General features: G+C 74.8%; 19 protein-coding genes and 2 pseudogenes. 10 read left to right on the top strand and 11 right to left on the bottom strand.

The features are described 5' to 3' along the window. Positions 1-23: 23 nt before the first annotated feature. Both IE98_RS0103570 and IE98_RS0103565 read right to left on the bottom strand, forming a co-directional pair. Positions 24-1661, bottom strand: coding sequence for an amidohydrolase (locus tag IE98_RS0103570; RefSeq protein ID WP_030263851.1), 1638 nt, complete (start codon positions 1659-1661; stop codon positions 24-26). Between the two features lie 91 nt (positions 1662-1752). Then, positions 1753-3276, bottom strand: coding sequence for an APC family permease (locus IE98_RS0103565; protein ID WP_420706159.1), 1524 nt, complete (start codon positions 3274-3276; stop codon positions 1753-1755). A 174-nt stretch (positions 3277-3450) separates the two neighbouring features. Between IE98_RS0103565 and IE98_RS0103560 the strand changes: the two genes are divergently transcribed. Further along, positions 3451-4158 (top strand): TetR/AcrR family transcriptional regulator, encoded by a 708-nt coding sequence (locus IE98_RS0103560; protein WP_030263843.1) that lies wholly within the window; start codon positions 3451-3453, stop codon positions 4156-4158. On the opposite strand, the gene IE98_RS0103555 is transcribed toward IE98_RS0103560, so the two are convergent. From IE98_RS0103555 to IE98_RS0103545, 4 genes and pseudogenes are all read right to left on the bottom strand, one after another. Then, positions 4092-4913 carry a class I SAM-dependent methyltransferase gene (locus IE98_RS0103555; RefSeq protein ID WP_052390116.1) on the bottom strand — a complete coding sequence of 274 codons (822 nt, stop codon included), beginning with the start codon at positions 4911-4913 and terminating at the stop codon, positions 4092-4094. The genes IE98_RS0103560 and IE98_RS0103555 overlap by 67 nt on opposite strands. Before the next feature lie 357 nt (positions 4914-5270). Further along, a pseudogene (locus IE98_RS52480) lies at positions 5271-5762 on the bottom strand (DUF6896 domain-containing protein); the annotation flags it as partial. Further along, a complete protein-coding gene (locus IE98_RS0103550) occupies positions 5762-6067 on the bottom strand; it encodes a hypothetical protein (protein WP_030263832.1) in 306 nt (101 codons plus the stop codon). The pseudogene IE98_RS52480 and the gene IE98_RS0103550, both read right to left, overlap by 1 nt. A gap of 98 nt (positions 6068-6165) precedes the next feature. Beyond that, positions 6166-6837: an enoyl-CoA hydratase-related protein gene (locus tag IE98_RS0103545; RefSeq protein ID WP_030263829.1), complete on the bottom strand. Its 672-nt coding sequence runs from the start codon at positions 6835-6837 to the stop codon at positions 6166-6168. 135 nt (positions 6838-6972) lie between these two features. Here IE98_RS0103545 and IE98_RS0103540 point away from each other — a divergent pair, with 135 nt between their 5' ends. After that, positions 6973-7632, top strand: coding sequence for a hypothetical protein (locus IE98_RS0103540; protein ID WP_030263827.1), 660 nt, complete (start codon positions 6973-6975; stop codon positions 7630-7632). 35 nt (positions 7633-7667) lie between these two features. On the opposite strand, the gene IE98_RS0103535 is transcribed toward IE98_RS0103540, so the two are convergent. Beyond that, positions 7668-8555, bottom strand: coding sequence for a LysR family transcriptional regulator (locus tag IE98_RS0103535; protein ID WP_030263825.1), 888 nt, complete (start codon positions 8553-8555; stop codon positions 7668-7670). A 127-nt stretch (positions 8556-8682) separates the two neighbouring features. Here IE98_RS0103535 and IE98_RS0103530 point away from each other — a divergent pair, with 127 nt between their 5' ends. Together IE98_RS0103530 and IE98_RS0103520 are read left to right on the top strand one after the other, a co-directional pair. After that, on the top strand, positions 8683-9078 hold the full coding sequence (locus tag IE98_RS0103530; protein ID WP_030263822.1) for a YybH family protein: 396 nt from the start codon (positions 8683-8685) through the stop codon (positions 9076-9078). A 325-nt stretch (positions 9079-9403) separates the two neighbouring features. Then, complete coding sequence (locus IE98_RS0103520) at positions 9404-9928, top strand: hypothetical protein (RefSeq protein ID WP_078660746.1); 525 nt, start codon at positions 9404-9406, stop codon at positions 9926-9928. Positions 9929-9950: 22 nt separating this feature from the next. Here the strand turns inward: IE98_RS0103520 and IE98_RS0103515 are convergent, their stop codons facing one another. After that, entirely contained in the window at positions 9951-11282 is a 1332-nt protein-coding gene (locus IE98_RS0103515; protein WP_030263816.1) for a diacylglycerol/lipid kinase family protein, read from the bottom strand. A 341-nt stretch (positions 11283-11623) separates the two neighbouring features. Here IE98_RS0103515 and IE98_RS0103510 point away from each other — a divergent pair, with 341 nt between their 5' ends. Next, positions 11624-13843: an NADP-dependent isocitrate dehydrogenase gene (locus tag IE98_RS0103510; protein WP_030263813.1), complete on the top strand. Its 2220-nt coding sequence runs from the start codon at positions 11624-11626 to the stop codon at positions 13841-13843. 151 nt (positions 13844-13994) lie between these two features. Here the strand turns inward: IE98_RS0103510 and modA are convergent, their stop codons facing one another. Beyond that, positions 13995-14804: a molybdate ABC transporter substrate-binding protein gene (gene modA, locus IE98_RS0103505; protein ID WP_043173361.1), complete on the bottom strand. Its 810-nt coding sequence runs from the start codon at positions 14802-14804 to the stop codon at positions 13995-13997. Between the two features lie 202 nt (positions 14805-15006). Here modA and IE98_RS0103500 point away from each other — a divergent pair, with 202 nt between their 5' ends. The 4 genes and pseudogenes from IE98_RS0103500 (at position 15007) to IE98_RS0103485 (ending at position 21691) form a co-directional block, all read left to right on the top strand. Continuing rightward, positions 15007-15831 carry an FAD binding domain-containing protein gene (locus tag IE98_RS0103500; RefSeq protein WP_030263807.1) on the top strand — a complete coding sequence of 275 codons (825 nt, stop codon included), beginning with the start codon at positions 15007-15009 and terminating at the stop codon, positions 15829-15831. Continuing rightward, positions 15828-18580 (top strand): annotated as a pseudogene (locus IE98_RS41950) (molybdopterin-dependent oxidoreductase). Before IE98_RS0103500 ends, IE98_RS41950 begins: the two are co-directional and overlap by 4 nt. Before the next feature lie 60 nt (positions 18581-18640). Next, complete coding sequence (locus tag IE98_RS49980) at positions 18641-19246, top strand: TetR/AcrR family transcriptional regulator (RefSeq protein WP_030263804.1); 606 nt, start codon at positions 18641-18643, stop codon at positions 19244-19246. Between the two features lie 159 nt (positions 19247-19405). Next, positions 19406-21691, top strand: a complete 2286-nt coding sequence (locus IE98_RS0103485; protein WP_078660745.1) for a molybdopterin oxidoreductase family protein — start codon at positions 19406-19408, stop codon at positions 21689-21691. Here IE98_RS0103485 and IE98_RS0103480 read toward each other — a convergent pair. Continuing rightward, complete coding sequence (locus IE98_RS0103480) at positions 21679-22248, bottom strand: Uma2 family endonuclease (protein ID WP_030263798.1); 570 nt, start codon at positions 22246-22248, stop codon at positions 21679-21681. The genes IE98_RS0103485 and IE98_RS0103480 overlap by 13 nt on opposite strands. A 130-nt stretch (positions 22249-22378) precedes the next feature. On the opposite strand from IE98_RS0103480, the gene IE98_RS44180 reads away from it, so the two are divergent. Next, positions 22379-24070 carry a serine/threonine-protein kinase gene (locus IE98_RS44180; RefSeq protein WP_052390069.1) on the top strand — a complete coding sequence of 564 codons (1692 nt, stop codon included), beginning with the start codon at positions 22379-22381 and terminating at the stop codon, positions 24068-24070. Between the two features lie 105 nt (positions 24071-24175). On the opposite strand, the gene IE98_RS0103470 is transcribed toward IE98_RS44180, so the two are convergent. Beyond that, positions 24176-24451, bottom strand: coding sequence for a hypothetical protein (locus IE98_RS0103470; protein ID WP_030263793.1), 276 nt, complete (start codon positions 24449-24451; stop codon positions 24176-24178). Positions 24452-24515: the final 64 nt, after the last annotated feature.

Raw genomic sequence — 24515 nt, 5'->3', positions numbered from 1 at the left:
GTGCGCACCGGGGGCCGGCGGCGTCAGTCGGCCAGGTGGACGAGTTCCCCGCCGACGTAGGTGCGTTCGACCCGGGCGTCGGCGATCTCCCCGGGCGGTGCGGTGAGGATGTCCCGGTCCAGCACGACCAGGTCGGCGAGGTTGCCGGGGCGCAGGCTGCCGGCGTCGTCGTGGCCGTTCACGTGGGCCGAGCCGGCGGTGTACGCGGCGAGGGCGGTGGCCGGGTCGAGGCGCTGCTCGGGCAGGAAGACCCGGCCGTCGGTGGCGCCGGGCTCGAACCGGTTGACGGCGACGTGCAGCCCGGCGATCGGGTCGGGGCTGCTGACCGGCCAGTCGCTGCCCGCGGCGAGGGTGGCGCCGGCCCGCAGCAGCGAGCCGAACGGGTACTGCCAGGAGGCGCGTTCGGGGCCGAGGAAGGGGATGGTGAGCTCGTCCATCTGCGGCTCGTGGGCGGCCCACAGCGGCTGGACGTTGGCGATCGCGCCGAGCCGGGCGAAGCGCGGCAGGTCGTCGGGGTGGACGACCTGGAGGTGGGCGAGGTGGTGCCGGTTGCCGCGCCGGCCGTTGGCGGCGACGGCGGCCTCGACCGCGTCCAGCGCCTCGCGCACGGCGCGGTCGCCGAGGGCGTGGAAGTGCACCTGGAAGTCGAGGGCGTCCAGGGCGGTGACGTGCTCGCGCAGCCGCAGCGGGTCGACGAAGCTGATCCCGCTGTTGGCGGTGGCGCAGCCGCAGCGGTCGAGGTAGGGGCTGGTCATGGCGGCGGTGAAGTTCTCCGCGATGCCGTCCTGCATGATCTTCACCGCGCCGGCGCGGAACCGGCCGTGGCCCAGCTCCTTGCGCCTCGCCTCCAGTTCGGGGATCTGCTCGGCGCCGCGTCCGCGGTCCCACCAGAGGGCGCCGGTGACCCGGGCGGTGAGCGTGCCGTCGAGGGCCGCCGTCCGGTAGGCGTCGGAGACGTCGGGCTGGCCGTTGAAGACGCCGAGCAGGGCGTCCTGCCAGCCGGTGATGCCGAGCGAGTGCAGCAGCTCCTGGGCGCGCAGCAGGCCGGCCAGCCGGTCGGCGGCGGTGCTCGGCGGGACGTGCCGCGAGACCAGGCCGGTCGCGCCCTCCTGCAGCACGCCGCTCGGGGTGCCGTCGGCCTCGCGCTCGATCCGGCCGTCGGCCGGGTCCGGGGTGTCCGCGGTGAGCCCGGCGAGCTCCAGGGCGCGGGTGTTGGCCCAGGCGCCGTGGTGGTCGCGGTTCAGCAGGAACACCGGGCGGTCGGCGCAGACGGAGTCGAGCAGGTGCCGGCCCGGCAGGCCGCCCTCGAAGCTCTCCATCGACCAGCCGCTGCCGGTGATCCACTCCCGCTCCGGGTGGGCCGCCGCGTACTCGCGGACGCGGCGCAGGTACTCGTCGACGCCGGTGGTGCCGGACAGGTCGCACTCGGCGAGCTCCGTCCCGCCGTACACCGCGTGGACGTGCGCGTCCTGGAAGCCGGGGATCAGCAGCCGGCCGTGCAGGTCGACGACCCGGGTGCGCGGCCCGATCAGCTCGCGGACCTCGTCGTGGCCGACGGCGGTGATCCGCCCGGCGGTGACCGCGAGGCCGGTGGCGCGGCTGCGGGCCGGGTCGTTGGTGTGGACGGGGCCGTTCGTGAAGACCAGATCGGCCTGGGCCATGGGTGGTGCTCCAGTGCTCGGGCGGGCGGTGCCGCGGGTGGAGGGTGGTGGTGCGCGGCCCGGGCCTGCCGTGGGCGGGCCCGGGCCGGGATCAGACGGTCGGTTCGAGTGCGGGTTCGGCGGCAGGTGCCGGCGAGCGGCGGTCGAAGTACGGGGAGCGGCGCACCCAGCGCGCCCAGGCGGCCGCCAGCAGGCCGGAGCCGACCATCAGCCCGGGCACCAGCAGCTGGAACCAGCCGTTGTCGGCGCCGAGTTCGAGGTGGTCGGCGGAGGACCAGAAGGTCCACACCAGGTAGCCGCCGACGGTGAGCAGGACGACCGCACCCAGCAGCGGCGCCACCACCGCCCGCAGGCCCTCCCACGGCGCGGTGCGCAGCAGGCCGCGGAAGCGCACCGCGGCCGCGAGCGCGGTGAGCGCGTAGTACAGCGCGACCAGGATGCCGCTGGCGTTGACCGCGGCGGAGATCAGGTCGCTGACGGTGGGGACGGCCGGGGAGAGCAGGGCGAGGACGGTCGCGACGCCGGCGATCAGCACGGTGCCGACGGCCGGGGTGCCGTGCCGGGGGTGCAGCCGCGTCCACACCGGGCCGAGGGTGCCGTCGCGGCCCATCGCGAACATGCCGCGGGCGGTCGGGATGATGCCGGCCTGCAGCGAGGCCGCGGCGGAGAACAGCAGTGCCACCAGGGGCAGTGCGGCGAGCGGCTGGTCGGCGAGCTTCGCCCCGAAGTACGTCAGCCCCTGGGCGCCGTTGTCGGCCAGTTCGGAGAGCGGCAGCACCCGCTGGAAGGCCGTCCCCGCGAGCAGGAAGAGCAGCATGATGACGGTCAGTGCGATGAAGCCGCCGCGCGAGGCGTCGCGCGGGTCGCGGACCTCCTCGCCGATGCTGAACACCGACTCGAAGCCCCAGTAGCAGAACACCGCGAGCACCATGCCCTGGGCCAGTGCGGAGAGCGAGGGGATCGCGAGGGGGTTGTACCAGTCGAGCGAGAACGGCTGGTCGCCGGCGAACAGGCCGTAGCCGCAGAAGACCAGCAGCACCGCGTACTCGAAGATCAGCAGGTACTTCTGCAGCCGCGCGGAGAGGTCGAGCCCGCGGACGGCGACGGCGGTCGCCGCGGCGAGCACGGTCAGTCCGATGACGGTGGTCTGCAGCGTGGAGTCCGGGTCCAGGGCGAGGCCGCCGATCCGGTGCAGCCCGGCGAGGCCGAGCAGTTGCAGCACCGCGGAGCCGGTCACGGCGGTGGTGTAGGCGAGGAAGACGACCGTGCCCACGATGTTGACCCAGCCGGAGAGGAAGCCCAGCCACGGGTTGAGGGTGCGGCCGATCCAGCTGTAGCTGTTGCCGGCGTTGGGTTCGACCCGGTTGAGCCGGCCGTAGCCGCCCGCGATGGCGAGCACCGGCAGGAAGGCCAGCAGCATCAGGGCCGGCAGGTGCAGGCCGACCACGCCCGCCATCAGGCCGAGGCCGATGCCGATGCTGGTGGTCGCCGCGGTCGTCGAGGCGGCGATGACGACGCCGCCCTCGATGCCGACCGACTTGCGCATCGTCGTACGGGGGGCGGCCGCGGCGGGGGAGTCCGCGGTGCGGCCGGGGGGCTTGAGCGGTGGTGCCAAGGGAGTACCGCCTCAACTGTGGGGGTGTGACCGGCGGGGAGGGAGGGCGCCGGTGGCCCGGACCGCCGCCGCGTTTCGGCCGGTGGGGCCGGGCCGGCGGCGCTGTGCCGGTGGCCGGAATGAAACCGGCCGCGCCCTTCACACGTCAATGCTGTTGTCATAAGCTCCGGGGCCATGACCGAACGCGTGGTACCGGAGGACCTCCGACGGCGCAGGCGCCCCACCCGCCAGGGCACCGTGCTCTCCGAGCGGACGATCGTCGAGACGGCGCTGCACCTGGTCGCCCAGCAGGGGGCGCAGGCACTCACCGTGCGCAAACTGGGTGCCGCCCTCGGAGCCGACCCCAGCGCCGTCTACCGCTACTTCCACAGCGCCGACGACCTGCTGCTCGCCCTCACCGACGAGATGATCGGCCGCGCCCAGGAGGGGTTCCGGGCCACCGGTGAATGGCGCACCGACCTGCGGGAGATCGGCCTGCGGATCCACGCCTGCTACCAGGCGCATCCGGAGGCCGCCCTGCTCGCGGCCCACCGCACCACCGGCCGCGAGCACGAGGTCCGGGTGGTCGAGGCGATCCTCGGCGTGCTGCGCGGGGCCGGGCTGCCGGACGGCGAGGCGGTGCGGATCTACCACGCCTTCGTCGACCAGGCCCTCGGCTTCGCCGCCCTGGACGCCGCCGCGCTCGCCCTCCCGGCGGCCGCCCAGACCGCCGACCTCGCCGTCTGGCACGCCAACTACGGCACCCTGTCGGCCGACACCCACCCCCACATCGCGGCGACCGCCCGACTGCTCGCCGCCGACATGCGGCGCAGCGGCTACCCCACCGCGCTGGAGCTGCTGCTCGACGCGATCGGCGCCCGGGTCGCCACCGCCGCCGGCTGAGGCCGCCCCTCCGGGGGCGCCGGTGTGTCGCGGCGGAACAGCGCCGTCCACAGGAACGCCTCGCCGAACAGGGGCGAGCCGGCCGGCTCGTCGTTCATCCGGCGCAGTTCGACCTCCGTCAGGTCCGCGAAGATCCGGCGCAGCGACTCCGCGGTGTACGCGAGGCCGCCGCCCAGCCGGCCCTCCCGGTAGAGGTCCGCGTCGGAGAGTTCCGAGCCCATCGCGCCGGCGGCGAAGCAGGTCAGCGCGAGGTGGCCGCCGGGCGCCAACACCCGGGCGAGGAGCGCCAGGTAGCTGACCCGGCGGTGCGGGGGCAGGTGGTGGAAGCAGCCCGAGTCCACCACCAGGTCGTACGGGCCGGTCAGTTCCGTTCCGGCGAGCCGGAAGGCGTCGCCGCAGAGGAGGCGGACCTCGACGCCGGCCTCCCGCGCCCGGTCCCCGGCCCACGCCAGAGCGGCGGGGGAGAGGTCGACCGCGTCCACCTCGAACCCCCGGGACGCCAGGAACACCGCGTTGCGCCCCGGCCCGCACCCGAGGTCCAGGGCCCGGCCGGGAGCGATCAGCCCCCGGTCGACGTGGGCGGCCAGGCCCTCGTCGGGCTTGGCGACGAAGAACGGCACGGGCTTCGACCGGTCGGCGTAGAAGCGGTCCCAGTAGCCCGCCCCGTCGCCGGTGGCCCACCGGCCGTCCCGGCTCTCGAACAGCCCGTCCAGAAGGGCGAAGACGTCATCGACGGTGCGTACGGTCCGGTCCATCCGGCCCCCTTTCCGACAGGCCGTCAGATTACCCTCGGCCAGGAAGAAAGGCCAGGTCAGAGCAGATGTGCGGATGCCCTGTCGGTGTCGCTGCGGGCCTGCGGCGGGCCCGGACGGGGCATCACCCCGGCCCCTCGCCCCGCGGCCGCCGTCACCCCCGCCGGGTGCCGTGCCGGGGGCTCTCCGGGCCGGCCCGGGCGGACTTTCTCGACGGATTTCTCCGGACTCACGGACACCCGGCCGGGCCGCGGTCCGGAGCGGGATGAACCATCCCGGCCGCACCTCGGTGAGCTGCGTCAGCGCGGCCGCGGCGGCGCGGGGTTCGTCCTGCCCGGGGACGAACGGCACAGGGAGGGTCGCCTCGTGGCCTTGCAGCCGCCGGGCGTCGAAGGCTGCCGCGCCCTCGGCGGTGAAGTCCACGTCGACCACCGACCCGTCCGGGTCGGTGAACCGGCAGCCCGCACCGTGGACCTGGTAAAGCCTGCCGCCGACCTCGCCCGTCCGCGGGATCCGGCGGGTCCGGGCGAGGCGGAGCAGGTCGCCGGGGCGGTCGGCGGGCAGGCCGTCCCGCTGCGCGGCGGCGGTGATGTCGGCGAGCGCCGCGAGGGAGACGAGCACCGGCTCGCGGGCGGTGGTCGGCCGCCCGCCGGTGCCGAGCACCGTCGGGTCGGCGCCCAGGGCCCACGCCTCGACCAACACCGCGGCGTCCAGCCGGGGCAGCGTCCACGCGCCGAACTCGTTGTCGTAGTCGTCGACCAGGGCGGTCACCGGGTCGATCAGGTCGAGGCCGACACCGAAGACCTCGCGGAGCCGCTCGGCGAGCCGGCGGGGCGTCAGCTCCCGGCGCATCACCTGCCGGGCGGACGCGCACGCCGGCCTCGTCGGCGGCCCGGGTGCCGCGGACCGGCGGGGAGAGGCCGAGCTCCGCACAGGCGTCGTCCAGCACTGCGGGGCAGCCGGCCGTCGGGATCGGTCGCCGGCAGGCCGGCCGGCATCCGCAGCGCCGTGCCGTCGAGCCCCTCGGCCAGCGCCAGGGTGGCGGCGTCGATCACCTTCGAGGCCCGGCAGAGCGAGGCGCCCCAGAGCGCCACGGCCTCGCCGAAGCCGGACCCGGGGCGGGTGGGGCGGCCCGTGGGTCCGTCGGTCCTGGTCATCCGCCCATGATCGCGTGGCGCGGACGGGGCGTCACCCGGGTTCCGCACCGGCGCCGTTCGGAGCGGCGCGGCCCGTGGGCGGGGCCGGGCAGTGGGGTTCAGCCGAGGGGGATGTCCCGTTCGCGGAGGGCCGCCAGGGCGGGGCCGTACATCCGGGTCTTGATGGTGCCGACGGTCGGGCCCGCCTTGGCGGTGTGGGTGGCGGCGAGGGCGAGGGCGGTGCGGCGGACGGCGTCCTCGTCGGCGGTGCGGTCGACGATGCCGGCGGCGAGGGCCTCGTGGCCGCCGTAGCGGCGGGCGGTGACCATGGCCTCGTGGGCCGTCCCCGGGTGGAGGCGGGCCTGGATCAGGGCCGACATGCCGGCCGTGAAGGGGATGTCGATCTCGGCCTCGGGCAGGCACCAGTAGCCCCGGTCGCCGCGCATCACCCGGAAGTCGTGCGCCAGCGAGAACATCGCCCCGGCCGCGAAGGTGTGCCCCTGCAGCGCGGCGACGGTGACCACGGGCAGGGTCAGCATCCGGGCCAGCAGTTCCTGGACGGAGGACACGTACTCGAGCGCCCGGTCGGTGTTGGCGAACAGCCAGTCCAGGTCGAGGCCGTTGGACCAGAACTTGCCGGTGGCGGTCGTCACCAGGGCGCGCGGCCCCTCGGCCTTCTCCACCTCGTCCAGCAGGCCGTCGACGGCGGCGACCCAGTCGGGGTGGAAGCGGTTCTCGCCGTCGCCGAGGTCGAGGACGAAGACGTCGTCCTGGCGGTCGAGTACGGGCATGGCAACTCCTTCGGGCAGCCGCGGTGGACCGAGCCGCACGGGGACCGGGCCGGAAGCTACTGACTGGTAACTGCGGTGTCCGGGATCGTACCCGGCGGTAGGCGTGCTGTCTGCCCCCGTGACTACGATGATCGAATGACGATCCGTGAGAACTCGGGCTGGGACGGCGTGACCACCCGTGACGTCTACCGCGCCGAGGTGGTCGCCGAGCGGGACGCGCTCGCCGACGCAGCCCGGGACAGCGCCTGGACCCGGGTGTTCGAGCTGCTCGACGGGAAGCCGGAGTGGGTCAACGCCACCCGCATCGGCGGCCCCAGCGGCTTCGCCCCGCTCCACCAGGCGGCCTGGCTGGGCGCTCCGGTCGTCACGGTCACCCGGCTCGTTGTCGCCGGCGCCTGGCGGACCCTGCGCACCTCCGCCGGCGAGCGGCCCGCGGACATCGCGGCGGCCCGCGGCCACACCCACCTGCTGGACGTCCTGCGGCCCGTCGTGCGGCACCCGCTGCCGCCTGCGCTGCTGGCCGCGCTGGAGGGCCACCTGCACGCTTTGGTCCGCGAGGACTCCCAGGGGCTGGCCGAGGAGCACCGGCTCGCCCTTCCACAGCTGGAGGTGCTCACCGAGCTCACCGTCCCGCACATGGGCTTCCCGATCCCCGGCATGTACGGCGGCTTCAACTACCGCCTGGAGGACGAGTCCCTGATCGTCGAGAGCTGGAGCCGGGTGGTGGGCGGATCGGGCCGCCGGCACCGCGTCACCGCCGACGGCGCGACGCTGATCGCCGAGGGCTTCGTGTAGCCGTCCCGGGGCGGTTCAGGCCGTGCCGGGGCGGTTCAGGTTGTGCCAGCGGCGAACGCCCGGCGGCAGGCGCGGACGGCCTCGCGGACGGCCGGGCCGTGCGCGGGCCGCCAGACCAGCGCGAGCAGGGCCGGTTCGGTGGCGTCCTCGATCGCCAGGGCGGTCAGCCGGTCCGCGTACGCGGCGGCCATCGAGGCACTGAACACCGCCACCCCGAGCCCCCGCGCGGCGAGGTCGGCGACCGCGTCCGCCGCCCCCGCCTCCAGCGCGATCACCGGCCGGACCCCGGCCGCGGCGCACGCCCCGTCCAGCACCGTGCGGATGCCCGTGCCGCGCGGCATGCAGACCAGCGGGTGCTCCGCCAGGCCGGCCAGCGCGACCCGGGCCCGGCCGGCCAGCGGATGGCCCGCGGGGACGGCCGCGACCAGCGGCTCGCTGACGATGGTCAGGGCCTCCAGGCCCTCCGGCGCGGCGGTCGCCGTGCCGACCAGGGCGAGGTCGACGGTGCCGCTGCGCACCGCCTCCACGAGCCGGTCCGAGTTGTCCTCCAGCAGGGCGATCTCCACGCCCGGGTGCGCCCGGTGGAAGGCGGCGAGCGCCTCGAACAGCGGGGTCACGGTGCAGCCGAGGACCATGCCCACGGTGAGCCGGCCCCGGATCAGGCCGGTCACCTCGCCCACCGCCTCCCGGACGGCCGCCGCGGAGGCCAGGGTGGCCCGGGCGTGCTCCAGGGCCGCCTTGCCCGCCACGGTGAGTGTCGCCGTCCGCGCCGACCGGTCGAAGAGCTCGGCCCCGAGCGCCCGCTCCAGCTGCCGGATCTGCGCGCTCACCCCGGACTGGCTGATGTGCACCCGTTCCGCCGCCCGGGTGAAACTCTGCTCCTCCGCGACGGCGACGAAGTACTCCAGCTGGCGCAATTCCATGACTACTGATTCTAGCTCCCAGCAGATCCAGCTGTTGGACTTCTGATCCCCACCGGGCGAGGCTGGAAGCACCGGGCCGGAGGGCGGCCGCGGAATCCAGGAACGGATCAATCGCCGGGAGGGCGTCATGCCGGAGACCGAGCAGCAGCGGACCGACTACGAGGGCTACGAGAAGGCCGCGCGGCCGGAGGACATCACCCGTCTGTTCGTCGAGCGCTCCAACGCGGGCGACGCCGCCGGGGTTGCCGCGCTGTACACGGAGGACGCCGTGCTGGCCTATCCTCCGGGGTCGTTCACGGTTGGCCGGGAGGCAATCCGGGCACTCTGGGAGAAGGTGCTGGCGAACCGCCCGCACTTCGAGCCGGAGACTCCGCTGCCGACCCTGGTCAGCGGCGACACGGCCCTCACCTCGACCCCGCCGCGGGACGGCGCGGGCGCCCGCGCCCAGGTGGTGCGCCGCCAGCCGGACGGCAGCTGGCTGCGCGTCCTCGACCAGCCGGAGTTCGTCAACCCGGCCGGCTGAGCGGCCGTCGCCGCGGTCTGTTCCGGTGATCGGCCGCGACCCTCTGTCAGAAGTGTTGACCGTCCGTCACAGTAGTGCTCTGATCGGCGCAACACTCCCGGGAGGATGCACATGGACCTGAAGGACACCTGGTGGGCCTGGGCGCTGGCGCTCATCGGACTCGTCGTACTGGCGATTCTCGGTTCGACGAGCTGACCCGCCGGACCGGCGCCGAACGGGGCGGCGCCGGCCCCTGACCGTACCCGCCGTACCCGCCGGACCCGTCCGGGCCGGCGGGCGGCGTCGTTCCCCGGAATGTCCGGTTCGGGCCCCTATGTTGGGTCGGGTGACCAGTACTCCCGCCCCGACCGGGCAGCCCGTGCGCAAGGACCGGCCGCACGCCGGACGGACGGACTACGCCGGCGCGGTCTACGGGTCCCTGCTCGCCGCCTCGGTGGTCGCCACCGCCGGTACCGCCGGGGACTTCCCGCGGCTGCAGCTGATCGGACTGCTGCTGGTCACCGGCGTGGTGTTCTGGGCCGCCCACGTCTACGCGCAGGTCGCCGGCGAGCGGATCGTCGGCAAGGCCATCGACCGCCGCGAGCTGCGCCGGGTGGCCGGGCACGAGTGGTCCATCGTGGAGGCCGCCGTGCTGCCCGCCGTGGCGGTGGCGGTCAGCCCGCTGCTCGGCCTCGACCTCGGCGGCACGGCCTGGCTCGCGCTCTCGGTCGCGGTGGCGCAGCAGGTCACCTGGGCGACCCTGGGCGCCGTCCGGGCCGGCGCGTCCCGCCGGCTGGCCGTCGGCGAGGGCGTGGCCAACCTGCTGCTCGGCCTGATCATCGTCGCCGCCAAGGCGGCCCTCGGACACTGACCCCGCGGCGGGCGAGGCGGCCTCAGCCGGCGGTGTCGCGCGGCGGGAAGGCGATTTTCCGCAGCCGCTGCCAGTCCAGCGGCGGCCGGGCGCTCGGCACGCCGGGCCGGTGCCGCGGCACCCGGACCCGCAGCGCGGCCGGACGGATCCGGCAGACCACCGGGGTCGGCAGCACGAGCGCCTCGCCGTCCACGCCGACCGGGATCTCGGGGACGTCGGCGTCGATCACCACCTCGCGGGCGGCGAGCGCCGTCAGCCCGGTCGCGGTGCCGCCGCGCAGCAGCCCGACCGCCTGGGCCGCGGTGTCCACCTTGACCCCGAGGACCCCGAGCGCCCCGGTGTCCAGCCGCGGACGGCGCCCCAGCCCGCCCGCGTCGCCCGGCGCGTACGGGTTGTTGCTGACCAGGACGGCCTGCGGGGCGTCCACCTCGGCCCCGGCGGCGCGCAGCCGCAACCGCGGCCCGCTCTGGTGGGTCAGCAGCTCGGGAAGCATGTCGAGGACGGTGCGCACCTTGTCGTCCCGGTACGCCGGGCTCTGCACCACGGCCGCGTAGGTGCCGAAGGACGCGTTGTTGACGAAGACCCGGTCGCCGATCAGACCGAGGTCGATGTGCAGCTCCACGCCGTCGGTGAGGGCGTCCAGGCAGGTCCCCGGGTCGGTGCGGTCGAGGCCGAGGTCCATCGCGAAGTGGTTGCGCGTCCCGGCGGAGATCACCAGGAAGGGCAGGCCGTGCTCGGCGGCGACGCCCGCGACCAGCGCCTGGGTGCCGTCGCCGCCCGCGACCCCGAGCAGGTCGGCGCCGCGGGCGACGGCGGCCCGGGCCAGTTCGGTGACGTTCTGGTGGTGCTCCGGGTCGAGCAGGACGACCTCCGCACCGAGCGCCCGGGCCCGGGCGGCCAGCCCGAAGCGCTCGACCTTGCCGCCGCCGGAGCGCGGATTCATGATCAGGAACGGTCGGGAGGGCGGCGGCGTGCGGTGCTCGGCCGGCTTGCTGGTGCCCCGGGACAGCGCGGACCGTCCGGCCACCACCGCGACCGCCCACAGCGCCAGCACCAGGAGGACGGCCCAGAGCAGGTCGACCAGCGCGTACCCGACCAGGACGGCGGCCACCGCGCCGACGGCCAGGCCGATCGCCAGCAGGCGCCGGGCGCCGCGATGGGTGAGCGCCCACCAGAGGCCGGCGACGGCCACGGCCAGCGCGGCCAGTCCGGCGATCATCAGCGCCAGCGACTTCAGCCCGCCGACGATCAGCAGCACCACCGCCGCGCTCGCCACGGCGGCAAAGGCCAGCCGCGCCGCCCAGCGCCGCCGGGCGCCGTCCCCGTACCCGAACGCGTCCGGTGATCCCGTCATGACCCGATGATGGCACCGCCCGGCGCCGGAAGGGGCGCACTCCGCCCCGGCGGCGCCGCGCCGTGCCGCCGCGGCGGCCGGCCCGCCCGCAGACCGGGGCCGCCGGCCGGGCCCGTCGACCATGCCTGCCGTGCCCGCCGGTCCCGGCCGCCGCGGGATCCGGGCCGGGCCGCGGCCACGGCGCGGGCGGCGCGGAACGGTCATAGGGTGGCGGCGGATTCCCCGTGCGACCGGCCGCCCGCGGCGCCGCGGGACAACTCGATCCGGGGGGCGGTGTCGAAAAGGGTCCCGGACGAGATATCTTGACGTCGAGACGTTGTACACGTGAAGCGGAGTACCCGGTGACTGACTCGACCATCATCTACACGCACACTGACGAGGCCCCGGCCCTGGCAACGTATTCCTTCCTGCCCGTGGTCCAGGCGTACGCCTCGACGGCGGGCGTCAAGGTGGAGACGCGCGACATCTCCCTCGCCGGGCGCATCATCGCGAGCTTCCCGGAGCGTCTCGAGGAGGGGCAGCGCATCGACGACGCCCTCGCCGAGCTCGGCGAGCTGGCCAAGACCCCCGGTGCCAACATCATCAAGCTGCCGAACATCTCGGCCTCGATCCCGCAGCTCAAGGCCGCGGTCGCCGAGCTGCAGGCCCAGGGCTACGCCCTGCCGGACTACCCGGACGACCCGAAGACCGACGAGGAGCGCGAGACCCGCGCCCGCTACGACAAGGTCAAGGGCAGCGCGGTCAACCCCGTCCTGCGCGAGGGCAACTCGGACCGCCGCGCCCCCGCCTCGGTGAAGAACTACGCCAAGGCCCACCCGCACCGCATGGGTGCCTGGAGCGCCGACTCCAAGACCAACGTCGCCACCATGGGCGTCGACGACTTCCGCTCCACCGAGAAGTCCGCGGTCGTCGCCGAGGCCGGCAGCCTCCGCATCGAGCTGCACGGCGACGACGGCTCCACCACCGTGCTCCGCGAGAAGGTGCCGGTGCTCGCCGGCGAGGTCGTCGACGCCTCGGTGATGCGCGTCGCCGCCCTGCGCGAGTTCCTGACCGCCCAGGTCGCCCGCGCCAAGGCCGAGGACGTGCTGTTCTCGGTGCACCTCAAGGCCACCATGATGAAGGTCTCCGACCCGATCGTCTTCGGCCACGTCGTGCGCGCGTTCTTCCCGGACACCTTCGCCACCTACGGCGCCGACCTCGCGGCGGCCGGCCTGAGCCCGAACGACGGCCTCGGCGGCATCTTCAAGGGCCTGGAGTCGCTGGCCAACGGCGCCGAGATCAAGGCGTCCTTCGACGCCGAGATCGCCGCCGGCCCGGCCCTGGCGATGGTCGACTCCGACCGCGGCATCACCAACCTGCACGTGCCGAGCGACGTCATCGTCGACGCCTCCATGCCGGCCATGATCCGCACCTCCGGCCACATGTGGGGCCCGGACGGCCAGGAGGCCGACACCCTCGCCGTCCTCCCGGACAGCAGCTACGCGGGCGTCTACCAGGCCGTCATCGAGGACTGCCGTGCCCACGGCGCCTTCGACCCGGCCACCATGGGCTCCGTCCCGAACGTCGGCCTGATGGCGCAGAAGGCCGAGGAGTACGGCAGCCACGACAAGACCTTCGAGATCGCCACCACCGGCACCGTGCGCGTCGTCGACGCCTCCGGCGCCGTCGTGCTGGAGCAGGCCGTGGGCGCCGGCGACATCTTCCGGATGTGCCAGACCAAGGACCTCCCGATCCGCGACTGGGTCAAGCTCGCCGTCACCCGCGCCCGCGCCACCGGCGACCCGGCCGTCTTCTGGCTGGACGAGGGCCGCGCCCACGACGCGCAGCTCATCGCCAAGGTGAAGGCGTACCTGCCGGAGCACGACACCGAGGGCCTGCAGATCGAGATCCTCTCGCCGGTCGAGGCGACGACGTTCTCCCTGGAGCGCATCCGCCGCGGCGAGGACACCATCTCGGTCACCGGCAACGTGCTGCGCGACTACCTGACCGACCTCTTCCCGATCCTGGAGCTGGGCACCAGCGCCAAGATGCTGTCGGTCGTCCCGCTGATGAACGGCGGCGGCCTCTTCGAGACCGGCGCCGGCGGCTCCGCCCCGAAGCACGTCCAGCAGCTGGTCAAGGAGAACTACCTGCGCTGGGACAGCCTCGGCGAGTTCCTCGCCCTGGCCGTCAGCTTCGAGCACCTCGCCACCACCACCGGCAACGCCCGCGCCCAGGTGCTGGCCGACACCCTGGACCGCGCCACCGGCAGCTTCCTCAACGAGGACAAGTCGCCGAGCCGCCGCCTCGGTGGCATCGACAACCGCGGCAGCCACTTCTACCTGGCCCTGTACTGGGCCCAGGAGCTGGCGCAGCAGACCGCCGACGCCGAGCTCGCCCAGGCGTTCGCCGGTCTCGCGGAGGCGCTGTCCGAGCAGGAGCAGACGATCGTCGACGAGCTGATCGCCGTCCAGGGCTCGGCGGCCGACATCGGCGGCTACTACCAGCCCGACGCCACCAAGGCCGCGGCCGTGATGCGCCCGTCGAAGACCTTCAACGACGCCATCGCCGCCCTCGCCTGAACCACCCCGCACTCCCCGGAGTGACCGAAGGCCCCGCCGTCCACCGGCGGGGCCTTCGCCGTTCCCGCGGCGCCGGCGGCGGCCCTGGAGCCGGCCGGGAGGTGCCCCCGCGCGGCGCCCCCGGGGCGACCTCCTGAGTGCCCTCGGCGCCCTACGGGCTCAGGAAGCCGGCGTCGGTGAGGACCCGGCGGCCCTCGGGGGACTCGACGAGGGCGACGAAGGCGCGGGCGCCGGCGGTGTTGGGGGCGCGGGCGAGGACGGCGATCGGGTAGTCGTTGATCGCGCGGGCGGCCTCGGGGAAGGGCACGCCGTCCGCCTTGCCCGCGGCGGCCTTCACGTCCGTCCGGTAGACCAGCGAGGCGTCGGCCTCGCGCAGTTCGACCTTGGTCAGGGCGGCCTTCACGTCCTGCTCCCAGCTGACCGGGGTGAGCCGGACGTCGCCGACGGCGAGGGCCTTCTGGGCCGCGGCGCCGCAGGGCACCTGCTGGGCGCAGAGCACCACCTTCAGGCCCGGCCGGGCGAGGTCCTGCAGGGTGGTGATCTGCTGCGGGTTGTCCGGTGCGACGGCGATCTCCAGCTCGTTGCGCGCGAAGGTGACGGGGCCGCCGACCGTCCCGCCCTCGTCGCCGACGGTCTTCATGGTGGCCGGGCTCGCCGCGGCGAAGACGTCCGCGGGGGCGCCGGCGACGATGCTCGCCGCGAGGGCGTCGCTGCCCGCGAAGTTCAGCACCACGTGGCTGCCGGGGTGGGCCGCCTCGAACCTCCGCCCCAGTTCGGTGAAGGCCTCCTTCAGCGAGGCGGCCGCGAAGACGGTGACCGTGCCCGAGACGGACGCGGAGGCCGCCGGACCGGTGGACCCGGCGGACGGGGCCGGGTCCGAACCGCAGCCGGCGAGGGCGAGCAGGACGGCCGCACCGGCCGCGGCCAGGCGCACGGCGGGACGGCCCGGGATTCGCTTCACGCGGCGAGCCTAGGGCCGCAGCTGCCAGCCGCAGCGGCACCTCTCCCTGGAATTCGCCCGTCCGCAGGAGTGCCGGCGCTCGCCGCCGCCCTTGGCCGATCACCCAGGCCGGGGCCGCGGCGGCCGTGGGTCGCACCAGTCGTGCCGGCCCGTCCGGGTTGGCTTCAATCACCGTGTCGGCTTTCGAGGACGGTGGGACAACGTGGACCTGAACACGGTGGTGGAGGTGCGTGACGCGCGGCGGCGCGACACCTGGCGGCCGGGCGACGCCTGGCTGGCCGGCGGGACGTACCTGTTCTCCGAACCGCAGCCGCACCTGCGCCGGCTGATCGACCTCGGCCGCACGGGCTGGCCTCCGCTGCTCCCCGCCCCGGACGGCGCCCTGGAGACCGCCGCGACCTGCACCGTCGCCGAGCTCTCGGCGTACCCGAAGCCGGCGGCGTGGCCGTCCGCGCCGCTGTTCGAGCAGTGCTGCCGGGCCTTCCTGACGTCCTGGAAGATCTGGCACCTGGCCACCGTCGGCGGCAACCTCTGCAACGCGCTGCCGGCCGGGCCGATGATCTCGCTGACCGCCGCGCTGGACGGCGTCTGCCGGCTGGTGGCGCAGACCGGCGCCGTCCGGGAGGTCCCGGTGAAGGACTTCGTCACCGGGGCTGGGCGCAACGTCCTGCAGCCGGGCGAGCTGCTCCGCGCGGTGACCCTGCCGGCCCGGGCGCTGGCCCGCCGGACGGCCTTCCGGCAGGCGTCGCTGTACGGGCTGGGCCGTTCCGGCGCGCTGCTGATCGGCACCCTGGACGCCTCCGACGGTTCCTTCGCGCTGACCGTCACCGCCTCGACGGTGCGGCCGGTCCGGCTGGACTTCCCGCTGCTGCCGAACACCGAGGCGCTGCGCGAGGGCATCGCGCACGCGGTCGGGCCGGGGGAGTACGTCGACGACATCCACGGACTGCCCGCCTGGCGGCGGCACATGACCTTCCGTCTCGCGGAGGAGATCCGCCGCGAGCTCGCGGGGGAGGAGACCCGATGAGCTTCCACGTCCGGGTCAACGGGCAGCCGTCCGGGGCCGAGCCGCGGCCGGGCCAGTGCCTGCGGACCTACCTGCGCGAACAGGGCTGGTTCGGGGTGAAGAAGGGCTGCGACGCCGGGGACTGCGGCGCCTGCACCGTACAGGTCGACGGTCGGCCGGTGCACAGCTGCTCTACCCCGCGCTCCGCGCCGACGGCCGCGAGGTCACCACCGTGGAGGGCCTCGCCCGGGACGGCGAACTCCACCCGCTGCAGCGGCGGTTCCTCGACGCGCAGGGCTTCCAGTGCGGCTTCTGCACGGCGGGCATGCTGATGACGGCCGCCGCCTTCACCGAGGAGCACCTCGCCGACCTGCCGAGGGCGCTGAAGGGCAACCTCTGCCGCTGCACCGGCTACCGGGCGGTCGAGGACGCCGTCCGCGGTGTCCGGCACGTCGAACGGCCGTGCGCGGGCCGGGCGGTCGGACGCAGCCTCGGAGCGCCCGCCGGGCCGCAGGTGGTCACCGGCACCGCCCGCTACACCTTCGATTTGGAGGTCGAGGGCCTGCTGCACATGAAGCTGCTGCGCTCCCCGCACCCGCACGCCCGGATCGTCTCGATCGACACCTCCGCCGCGCTGTGCGTCCCCGGCGTGGTCGCGGTGTTCACCCACGAGGACGCGCCCGCCGCGCTGTACTCCTCCGCCCGGCACGAGCACCCGACCGAGGACCCGGACGACACCCGCGTCCTCGACGACGTGGTCCGCTTCGTCGGCCAGCGGGTCGCCGCCGTGGTGGCCGAGAGCGAGGCGGCGGCCGAGGAGGGCTGCCGAAGGGTCGTGGTGGAGTACGCGGAACTCCCGTACGTGCTGGACCCGGAGGAGGCGATGCGGCCCGGCGCTCCGGTGATCCACCCCAAGGGACCGGAGTCGCGGATCGCCGGGCCGGAGGACAACGTCTGCGGCGAGGCCCACGGCGAGACGGGCGACGTGGAGCAGGGCTTCGCCGAGGCCGACCTGGTGTACGAGGAGACCTTCCGGACCCAGCGGGTGCGGCACGCCAGCCTGGAGACGCACGGGTGCCTGGCGTACTTCGAGGAGGACGGGGAGACGGGGCAGGAGCGGATCGTGGTGCGCTCCAGCACCCAGGTGCCGTTCCTCACCCGGCGGGCGCTGTGCGCGCTGTACGGCCTGCCGGCGGAGAAGGTGAGGGTGGTCGCGGGCCGGGTCGGCGGCGGGTTCGGCGGCAAGCAGGAGATGCTCACCGAGGACCTCGCCGTCCTGGCCGCGCTGAAGCTGCACCGGCCGGTGAAGCTGGAGTTCACCCGGGCCGAGCAGTTCCACGGCGCCACCACCCGGCACCCCTTCACGATCACGGTGAAGGTCGGTGCCCGGGCGGACGGCACACTGACGGCCCTGCAGCTCCGGGTCGTCGCCAACACCGGCGCCTACGGCAACCACGGGCCGGCCGTGATGTTCCACAGCATCGGCGAGTCGACGGGCGTGTACCGGGCCCCGCACAAGAAGGTCGACGCGTACTCGGTGTACACCAACGCCGTGCCCGCCGGCGCCTTCCGCGGCTACGGACTGGGCCAGGTCACCTTCGCCCTGGAATCGGCCATGGACGAACTCGCCCGGCGGCTCGGCATCGACCCGCTGGTGCTCCGCGAGAAGAACGTCATCGGGCCCGGGGAGCCCGTGGCGGGTCCGCTCGGCGAGGAGGAGGACCTGCACATCGCCTCCTACGGCCTCGACCAGTGCCTCCGGGGCGTCCGGGACGCCCTCGCCGCGGACACCAGTGCCGAACTCGCCCCCGAGGGCTGGCTGGTGGGACAGGGCTTCGCCATGTCGGCGATCGCCTGCGGCCCGCCCGGCGGTCACATCGCCGACGCCACCGTGCAGCTCCTGGAGGACGGCACCTACGACATCGCCGTCGGCACCGCCGAGTTCGGCAACGGCACCACCACCGTCCACCAGCAGATCACCGCGGGCGCGCTGGGCACCACCGTCGACCGGACGACCGTCAGGCAGTCCGACACCGACCTCGTCCGGCACGACACCGGCGCCTTCGGCTCGGCCGGCACGGTCGTCGCCGGCAAGGCCGTGATGCAGGCCGCCGACGCCCTCGCCGAGCGGATCCTCTCCTTCACCGCGGAGTACGCCCGCACCCCGCGCAGCCTGCTGCGGCTCACCGCCGACGCGGCGGACTGCGACGGGCGGCCGGTGCCGCTGAAGGAGCTCTTCGAGGCCGCCCGCGGCCGGGGCGTCGAGCTCCGGGCCGACGGCCACTTCGGCGGCTCGCCCCGCTCGGTCGCCTTCAACTCGCAGTGGTTCCGGATCGCCGTGGACCCGGACACCGGCGAGATCCGCATCCTGCGCAGCGTCCACGGCGCCGACGCCGGCAAGGTGATGAACCCGCTGCAGTGCCGCGGCCAGGTCGAGGGCGGCGTCGCCCAGGCCCTCGGCGCCACCCTCTTCGAACAGGTGCTGCTCGACGAGCGCGGCGAGGTCACCACCGCGGCCTTCCGCCGCTACCGGCTGCCCGCCTTCGCCGACGTCCCGCGCACCGAGGTGCACTTCTCGCGGACCTCGGACGCCATCGGCCCGCTCGGCGCCAAGTCGATGTCCGAGAGCCCCTTCAACCCGGTGCCGCCCGCCTTCGCCAACGCCCTGCGCGACGCCACCGGCATCCGGTTCACCGAGGCGCCGTTCCTGCGCGACCGGGTCTGGCGGGCGATCGACGCCCACCGCCGGCAGGGCGGGCCGAGGCCGTAGAGTCGTCGTCGCAGGCCGCGCCGGTGGCAGCGGCGCCGAACCCACCCGCGGAGGCCCCCGTTGAGCACCCCACGGACGCCGCAGCGCACCCGCTCGTCGCACGACCGGGCGGCGACCGAGGAGGCCCTGCGCAGCGCGGCCCTGGACCTCCTGCAGAAGCAGGGCGTGCTCGCCGGACTCAACCTCCGCGAGGTGGCCGACGAGGCCGGCGTCAACCGCGGCCTCGTCTACCAGTACTTCGGCTCCCGCCGCGACCTGCTGCGCTCCGCCCTGTGGTCGCAGGGCCAGGAGAGCGTGCAGGACGCGGCGGCCGCCGCCTCCGAGGAACTCCCGCTCCGCAAGCGGCTCTCCCGGTTCTTCTGGACGGCGCTGCGCCGCCCCGGCCCGATCCGCCTGATGGCCCTGCTCGTCCTCGACGGCGACGAGCGCCCCCGCCCGATGCCCGGCCGGGCCCACGAGCACCGGCTGCTGGAGGCCGAGGCCGCGCGCGGCGAACTGCCCGTCGACGACACCGACGCCCTGCAGGCGGCCCTCGCCTCCGCCGTGTACGGGTACGCGCTGTTCCGCGAGCACCTCGCCCGGGAGATCGACGTGCCGGTGGAGGAGCTCGACGGCCGGGTGGCCCGCTGCCTGGACGCCATGGTGACCCGGCCGGCCCGCCCCTGAGGCCGACGCCACCGGATTTCTAGCAGAACGCTGAAAGCTGCCCCGGCACTGTGCGGCACCGGAATCGCCGGGGCCGGAGACAAGCGGCCCCGCGTGGTTTATCGTTCCGCTAAAACCCTGCGGGAGCGGTGGCGAGAACCCGCGGCGATGGGAGTCGGCATGACCGAGAAGGCGTACCGCGTCTGCCCGCTGTGCGAGGCGACCTGCGGACTCGAACTCACCCTGGACACCGGCCGGATCACCGCCGCCCGCGGCGACCGCGCCGACGTCTTCAGCCGCGGGTTCGTCTGCCCCAAGGGCGCCGCCCTCGGCCAGCTCGACAACGACCCCGACCGGATCCGGCGCCCGCTGCTGCGCACCGCCACCGGCCACCGCGAGGTCGACTGGGACGAGGCCTTCGCCGCCGTCGAGGCCGGCCTCACCGCCGTCATCGGGCAGCACGGCCGGCAGGCCGTCGCCACCTACCTCGGCAACCCCAACGTCCACACCCTCGCCGGCGGCCTCTACGCCGGTGCCCTCGCCAAGGCCGTCGGCAGCACCCAGGTCTACAGCGCCAGCACCGTCGACCAGATGCCCAAGCACGTCTCCTCCGGCCTGCTCTTCGGCGACCCGCTGGCGATCCCCGTCCCCGACCTCGACCGCACCGACTACCTGCTGATGCTCGGCGCCAACCCCGTCGAGTCCAACGGCAGCCTCTGCACCGCCGCCGACTTCCCCGGCAAGCTCAAGGCGCTGCGCCGGCGCGGCGGCCGCCTCGTCGTCGTCGACCCGCGCCGCACCCGCACCGCCGCCCTCGCCGACCGCCATCTGCCGATCCGCCCCGGCGCCGACGCCCACCTGCTGGCCGGCCTGGTGCACACCCTCTTCGCCGAGGGGCTCACCGCACCCGGCCCCCACCTCACCGGCACCGAGGACGTCCGCCGGCTCGTCGAGCCCTTCGCGCCCGAGGCCGTCGCCGAGGCCTGCGGCATCCCCGCCGAGTCGATCCGGGACCTCGCCCGCGAACTCGCCGCAGCCCCGACCGCCGCCGTCTACGCCCGGATCGGCACCAGCACCGTCGAGTTCGGCACCCTCGCCAGCTGGCTCGTCGACGTGCTCAACGCCCTCACCGGCAACCTCGACCGGCCCGGCGGCGCGATGTTCCCGCTCGCCGCCCGGCGCCGCCGCGGCACCGGCCGCGGACGCGGCTTCACCACCGGCCGCTGGCACAGCCGGGTCCGCGGCCTGCCCGAGATCAAGGGCGAACTGCCCGCCGTCACCCTCGCCGAGGAGATCACCACCCCGGGCGACGGGCAGGTCCGCGCCCTGATCACCGTCGCCGGCAACCCGGTGCTCTCCACCCCCGGCGGCCACCGCCTCGACGAGGCCCTCACCGGCCTCGACTTCATGGTCAGCGTCGACCCCTACCTCAACGAGACCACCCGGCACGCGCACGTCGTCCTGCCGCCCCCGCCGCCCGGCCGCTCCCCGCACTTCGACCTCGCCTTCGGCGACCTCGCGATCCGCAACACCGCCCGCTGGTCCCCGGCGCCGCTGCCGCTCCGGGACGGCGAACCCGACGAGTGCCGGATCCTCTCCCGGCTCACCATGATCGCCGCCGGGCACGGCGCCGCGGCCGCCGCGAACCCGTACGCCCTCGACGAGACGGTGATCGCCGGCGTCCTCGCCAAGGCCGTCGCCGACCCCTCCTCGCCCGTCCACGGCCGCGACCCGGCCGAACTCGCCGCCGCCCTGCACGGCGACAGCGGCAGCGAGCGCCAGGTCGACCTGATGCTCCGCCTCGGCGCCTACGGCGACGGCTTCGGCGCCGACCCGGACGGCCTCACCCTCGCCCGGCTGCTCGCCGCACCGCACGGCATCGACCTCGGCCCGCTCGAACCCCGGCTGCCCGAAGTGCTGCGCACCCCCTCCGGCACCGTCGAACTCTGCCCCGCCCCGCTCGCCGCCGACCTCGACCGGCTGCGCGCCGCCCTCGCCGAACGCCGCGACGGCCTCGTCCTGGTCGGCCGCCGCCACCTGCGCTCCAACAACAGCTGGCTGCACAACCTGCCCGCGCTGACCCGCGGCAGCAACCGCTGCACCCTGCACGTCCACCCCACCGACGCCGCCGCCCTCGGGCTCGCCGACGGCGGCAGCGCCCTCGTCCGCAGCCGCACCGGCGAACTCACCGCCCCCGTGGAGATCACCGAGGACGTCATGCCCGGCGTGGTCAGCCTGCCGCACGGCTGGGGCCACGACCGGCCCGGCACCCGGCTGCACACCGCCGCCGGCGACCCCGGCGTCAACGTCAACCGGCTCACCGACCCCGACGCCCTCGACCCGCTCTCCGGCACCGCCGTCCTCAACGGCGTCCCGGTCCACGTCCGGCCCGCCCCCGGCCCTGCCCCCGCGACCGCCCTCGAAGCGGCCGCCGGACCCGCCCTGAGGTCCGCTCAGGCGGGGTAGCGGATCAGCTCACCGGTCGCCAGCTCGAACGAGAAGGGCGCCGGAACGGGCACCGAGTCGCCGAACTTCCCACGCCACTGCCGGTGGTAGACGCCGTTGTCCGGCTCCGAGAACAGCACGATCGTGCCCTCGCGCGGATCGATCAGCAGGTACACCGGGATCCGCATGAGCGGGTAGTCGCGGACCTTGCCGACCAGGTCGTTCTCGGGATTGGAGGGCGAGACCACCTCCACCGCGATTTCGGCGAGCTCCGCGGGTACCTCGCTGCCGCCCAGCTCCACGACGGAGAACGGGATGTAGGTGAGGTCCGGATTGCGCAGCTTACCGACGTTCGGCGAGGCGAGGTCGGTGTTCTCGCTCGGCATCAGCCCAGCCGGGCGGTGGGCGTCGAACTGCTCGCGGACGACCAGGAGATTGCGTTGGTGGATCACCGACGGGCCGGCCATCATGATGATCTCGTCCCCGGACACTTCGATCTTCCATCCCGACGGCGGGGTCAGGCTCTGCGCGTACTCGAGCAACTGGGCGTGGCGTTCGGGGATCTCGAAGTCGGACATGCCGCCATCCTTCCATCCCGGGCTGGGCGCCCGGTCGACGGCGCCCCGGGCGGGGTGGGTGGCCCGGTAGAGTGCCGAGGCGGTGGGGGGTGTCCGTACGAGTCGCGCCCCGGGCACGACGGGGGTGGGCATGCAGGGCGAGCAACTGGACGGCCGGTACCGGCTGGAGGCCGTACTGGGCTCCGGCGGGATGGGCCAGGTGTGGCGGGCCTTCGACGAACGGGTCGGCCGGCCGGTCGCGGTGAAGCTGCTCACCGGTGCCGACACCAGCACCTCCGGTGTGGAGCGGTTCGCGGCCGAGGCCCGGGCCGCCGGCAACCTCAGCAGCCCGCACATCGTCACCGTGCACGACTTCGGCCGGGCCGGCCCCGAGCACGGCGGCGCGCCCTTCCTGGTGATGGAGCACCTCGACGGGCGGGCCCTGGAGGAGGTCCTGGACGAGGGGCCGCTGCCGCCGGTGACGGACGCCCTCGGCTGGACGCGGCAGGTCTGCACCGGCCTGGCCGTCGCCCACCGGGCCGGCCTCGTCCACCGGGACATCAAACCGGCCAACGCCATGCTGCTGCCCGGCGGAACGGTCAAGATCCTCGACTTCGGCATCGTCAAGCACCTCTACGAGGACCGCTCGCTCACCGGGACGGGCACCGCCATCGGCACCGCCGCCTACATGGCCCCGGAACAGGCCCGCGGCGACCGCAGCATCGGCCCGGCAGCCGACCTGTACGCCGTCGGCTGCCTGCTGCACACCCTGCTGACGGGCCGTCCGCCGTTCACCGGCGCGCCGCTCGCCGTCCTCCACCAGCACCTCACCCGGCAGCCCGAGGCGCCCGGCGACGTGCGGCCCGGTGTCCCGGCCGAGGTGGACGCCCTGGTGCTCGCGCTGCTGGCCAAGGACCCGGCGCAGCGGCCCGCCGGCGCCGAGCTGGTCGCGGAGCACATCGGTACGCTGCTGGCGCCGCGGTCCGCCGCCGCAGGCCCGGCCACCACCACGGGACGGCCGCACCCGTCCCTGCACCTGTCGACGCCGCACCCGGCGACGGCGCTCGACGGCTCGCCGACCCGGGCCGACTCCGCCGCCGCCACGGACGTCCTTGGCGGCCGGACGGCCGGCCCCACCGGCCCGCAGACCCCGCCGCCACCGCCGATCCCGCTCGCACCGGAGAGCCTGTCCTCGGCCCGGATGCCGGCCGCGTCACCGCTGCCGGCCGAGGCGCAGCCCCCGGCCGAGCCGCCCGCCGCCCGGGCCGAGCCGCTGACCGCCCGGCCGGCCGCGCTGCGGCGCAGCGCGCTCGCCGGCAGTGCGGCGGTCGGTGTCCAGCTGGCGGCCTTCGGCTCCTGGTCGCCGTGGGCCGCCGCGCTCACCGCCGTCGGTGCCTTCCTCGTCCTCGCCGCCCTGCTGTGGATGGACAAGCCCTCGCCGGAGCTCGGCCGGGGCACCGGCGGGCTCTTCGCCGCGGTGGCGGTCACCCTGGTCTCGGGCACCCTGCTGCTGTTCTCCTCGCGGACGGCCTGGTGGGTGGCCCTGATCCTGACGGTGGCGATGTGCCCCCTCCTGCTGGTGCTGCAGAAGCCGCTCGCCCGCGGCCTGGGCCGGCTGTTCGGCCGCCACGAGGCCGAGGCGCAGATGGCGGTCAGCGCGGCCCTGGTGAACGCGGCCTTCGCGACCGGGTTCTACGTCGAGGGCGCGGGCCTCGGCATCCTGAAGGCCAACGGGCTCGGTCTGCTGACCTGGTGGGGCCTGGCCGCGGTGCTCACCCCGTTGCTCCCCGGCCGCACGGCCGACCCGGAGCCGGCCCCCGAGGCGCTGCACACGCAGGCCTGAGCGCGGACGCCCGGAACACGCAGGAACGGACACGCCGTACGCCCCGGCCGCGGGGCCGGGGCGGACGACGGCGCCCGCCGGTCTCCCGGACGGGGCCGCAGAGGGTCAGGCCTTGCCGAGGTCCTTGCGGACGTGCTGGACGAGGTTCTGCACGGCGGGAGTCACGAAGTCCTCGCCCATCCTCTTGTTGGCCTCGTGGGCGTGGAGCTGCGCACCCCGGTCGTTCGGCGCCGAGCGGGCGTGGTGGTTGGCGGCGGCCGCCACGGCGACCGAGGTGAGCGCTTTGCCCTGCGGGGTGTTCCGGCTCCACGTGTAGACGCTCTGGACGATCTTTCCGACGGCGACGACGGCGACGACGGCGGCGATGACGGGGACGGCCATGGGCTCCTCCTGGCTCGTGGTCAGGAGGACTGACTACCCGTCAGGGCGAACGAGGATTCATCTG

Origin of the sequence: Streptomyces sp. NRRL B-24484 (genome assembly GCF_000717715.1) — a bacterium.
Taxonomy (GTDB): Bacteria; Actinomycetota; Actinomycetes; order Streptomycetales; family Streptomycetaceae; genus Kitasatospora.
This window is presented reverse-complemented; position numbering and strand designations above follow the sequence as displayed.

What these genes read in the sequence shown, in the direction of transcription:
- IE98_RS0103570 (WP_030263851.1), bottom strand. Translation starts at nt 1,661, where the DNA reads ATGGCCCAGGCCGATCTGGTCTTCACGAACGGCCCCGTCCACACCAAC.
- IE98_RS0103530 (WP_030263822.1), top strand. Translation starts at nt 8,683, where the DNA reads ATGCCGGAGACCGAGCAGCAGCGGACCGACTACGAGGGCTACGAGAAG.
- IE98_RS0103540 (WP_030263827.1), top strand. Translation starts at nt 6,973, where the DNA reads ATGACGATCCGTGAGAACTCGGGCTGGGACGGCGTGACCACCCGTGAC.
- IE98_RS0103545 (WP_030263829.1), bottom strand. Translation starts at nt 6,837, where the DNA reads ATGCCCGTACTCGACCGCCAGGACGACGTCTTCGTCCTCGACCTCGGC.
- IE98_RS0103480 (WP_030263798.1), bottom strand. Translation starts at nt 22,248, where the DNA reads ATGTCCGACTTCGAGATCCCCGAACGCCACGCCCAGTTGCTCGAGTAC.
- IE98_RS0103485 (WP_078660745.1), top strand. Translation starts at nt 19,406, where the DNA reads ATGACCGAGAAGGCGTACCGCGTCTGCCCGCTGTGCGAGGCGACCTGC.
- IE98_RS44180 (WP_052390069.1), top strand. Translation starts at nt 22,379, where the DNA reads ATGCAGGGCGAGCAACTGGACGGCCGGTACCGGCTGGAGGCCGTACTG.
- IE98_RS0103560 (WP_030263843.1), top strand. Translation starts at nt 3,451, where the DNA reads ATGACCGAACGCGTGGTACCGGAGGACCTCCGACGGCGCAGGCGCCCC.
- IE98_RS0103555 (WP_052390116.1), bottom strand. Translation starts at nt 4,913, where the DNA reads ATGGACCGGACCGTACGCACCGTCGATGACGTCTTCGCCCTTCTGGAC.
- IE98_RS0103550 (WP_030263832.1), bottom strand. Translation starts at nt 6,067, where the DNA reads ATGACCAGGACCGACGGACCCACGGGCCGCCCCACCCGCCCCGGGTCC.
- IE98_RS0103470 (WP_030263793.1), bottom strand. Translation starts at nt 24,451, where the DNA reads ATGGCCGTCCCCGTCATCGCCGCCGTCGTCGCCGTCGTCGCCGTCGGA.
- IE98_RS0103515 (WP_030263816.1), bottom strand. Translation starts at nt 11,282, where the DNA reads ATGACGGGATCACCGGACGCGTTCGGGTACGGGGACGGCGCCCGGCGG.
- IE98_RS0103535 (WP_030263825.1), bottom strand. Translation starts at nt 8,555, where the DNA reads ATGGAATTGCGCCAGCTGGAGTACTTCGTCGCCGTCGCGGAGGAGCAG.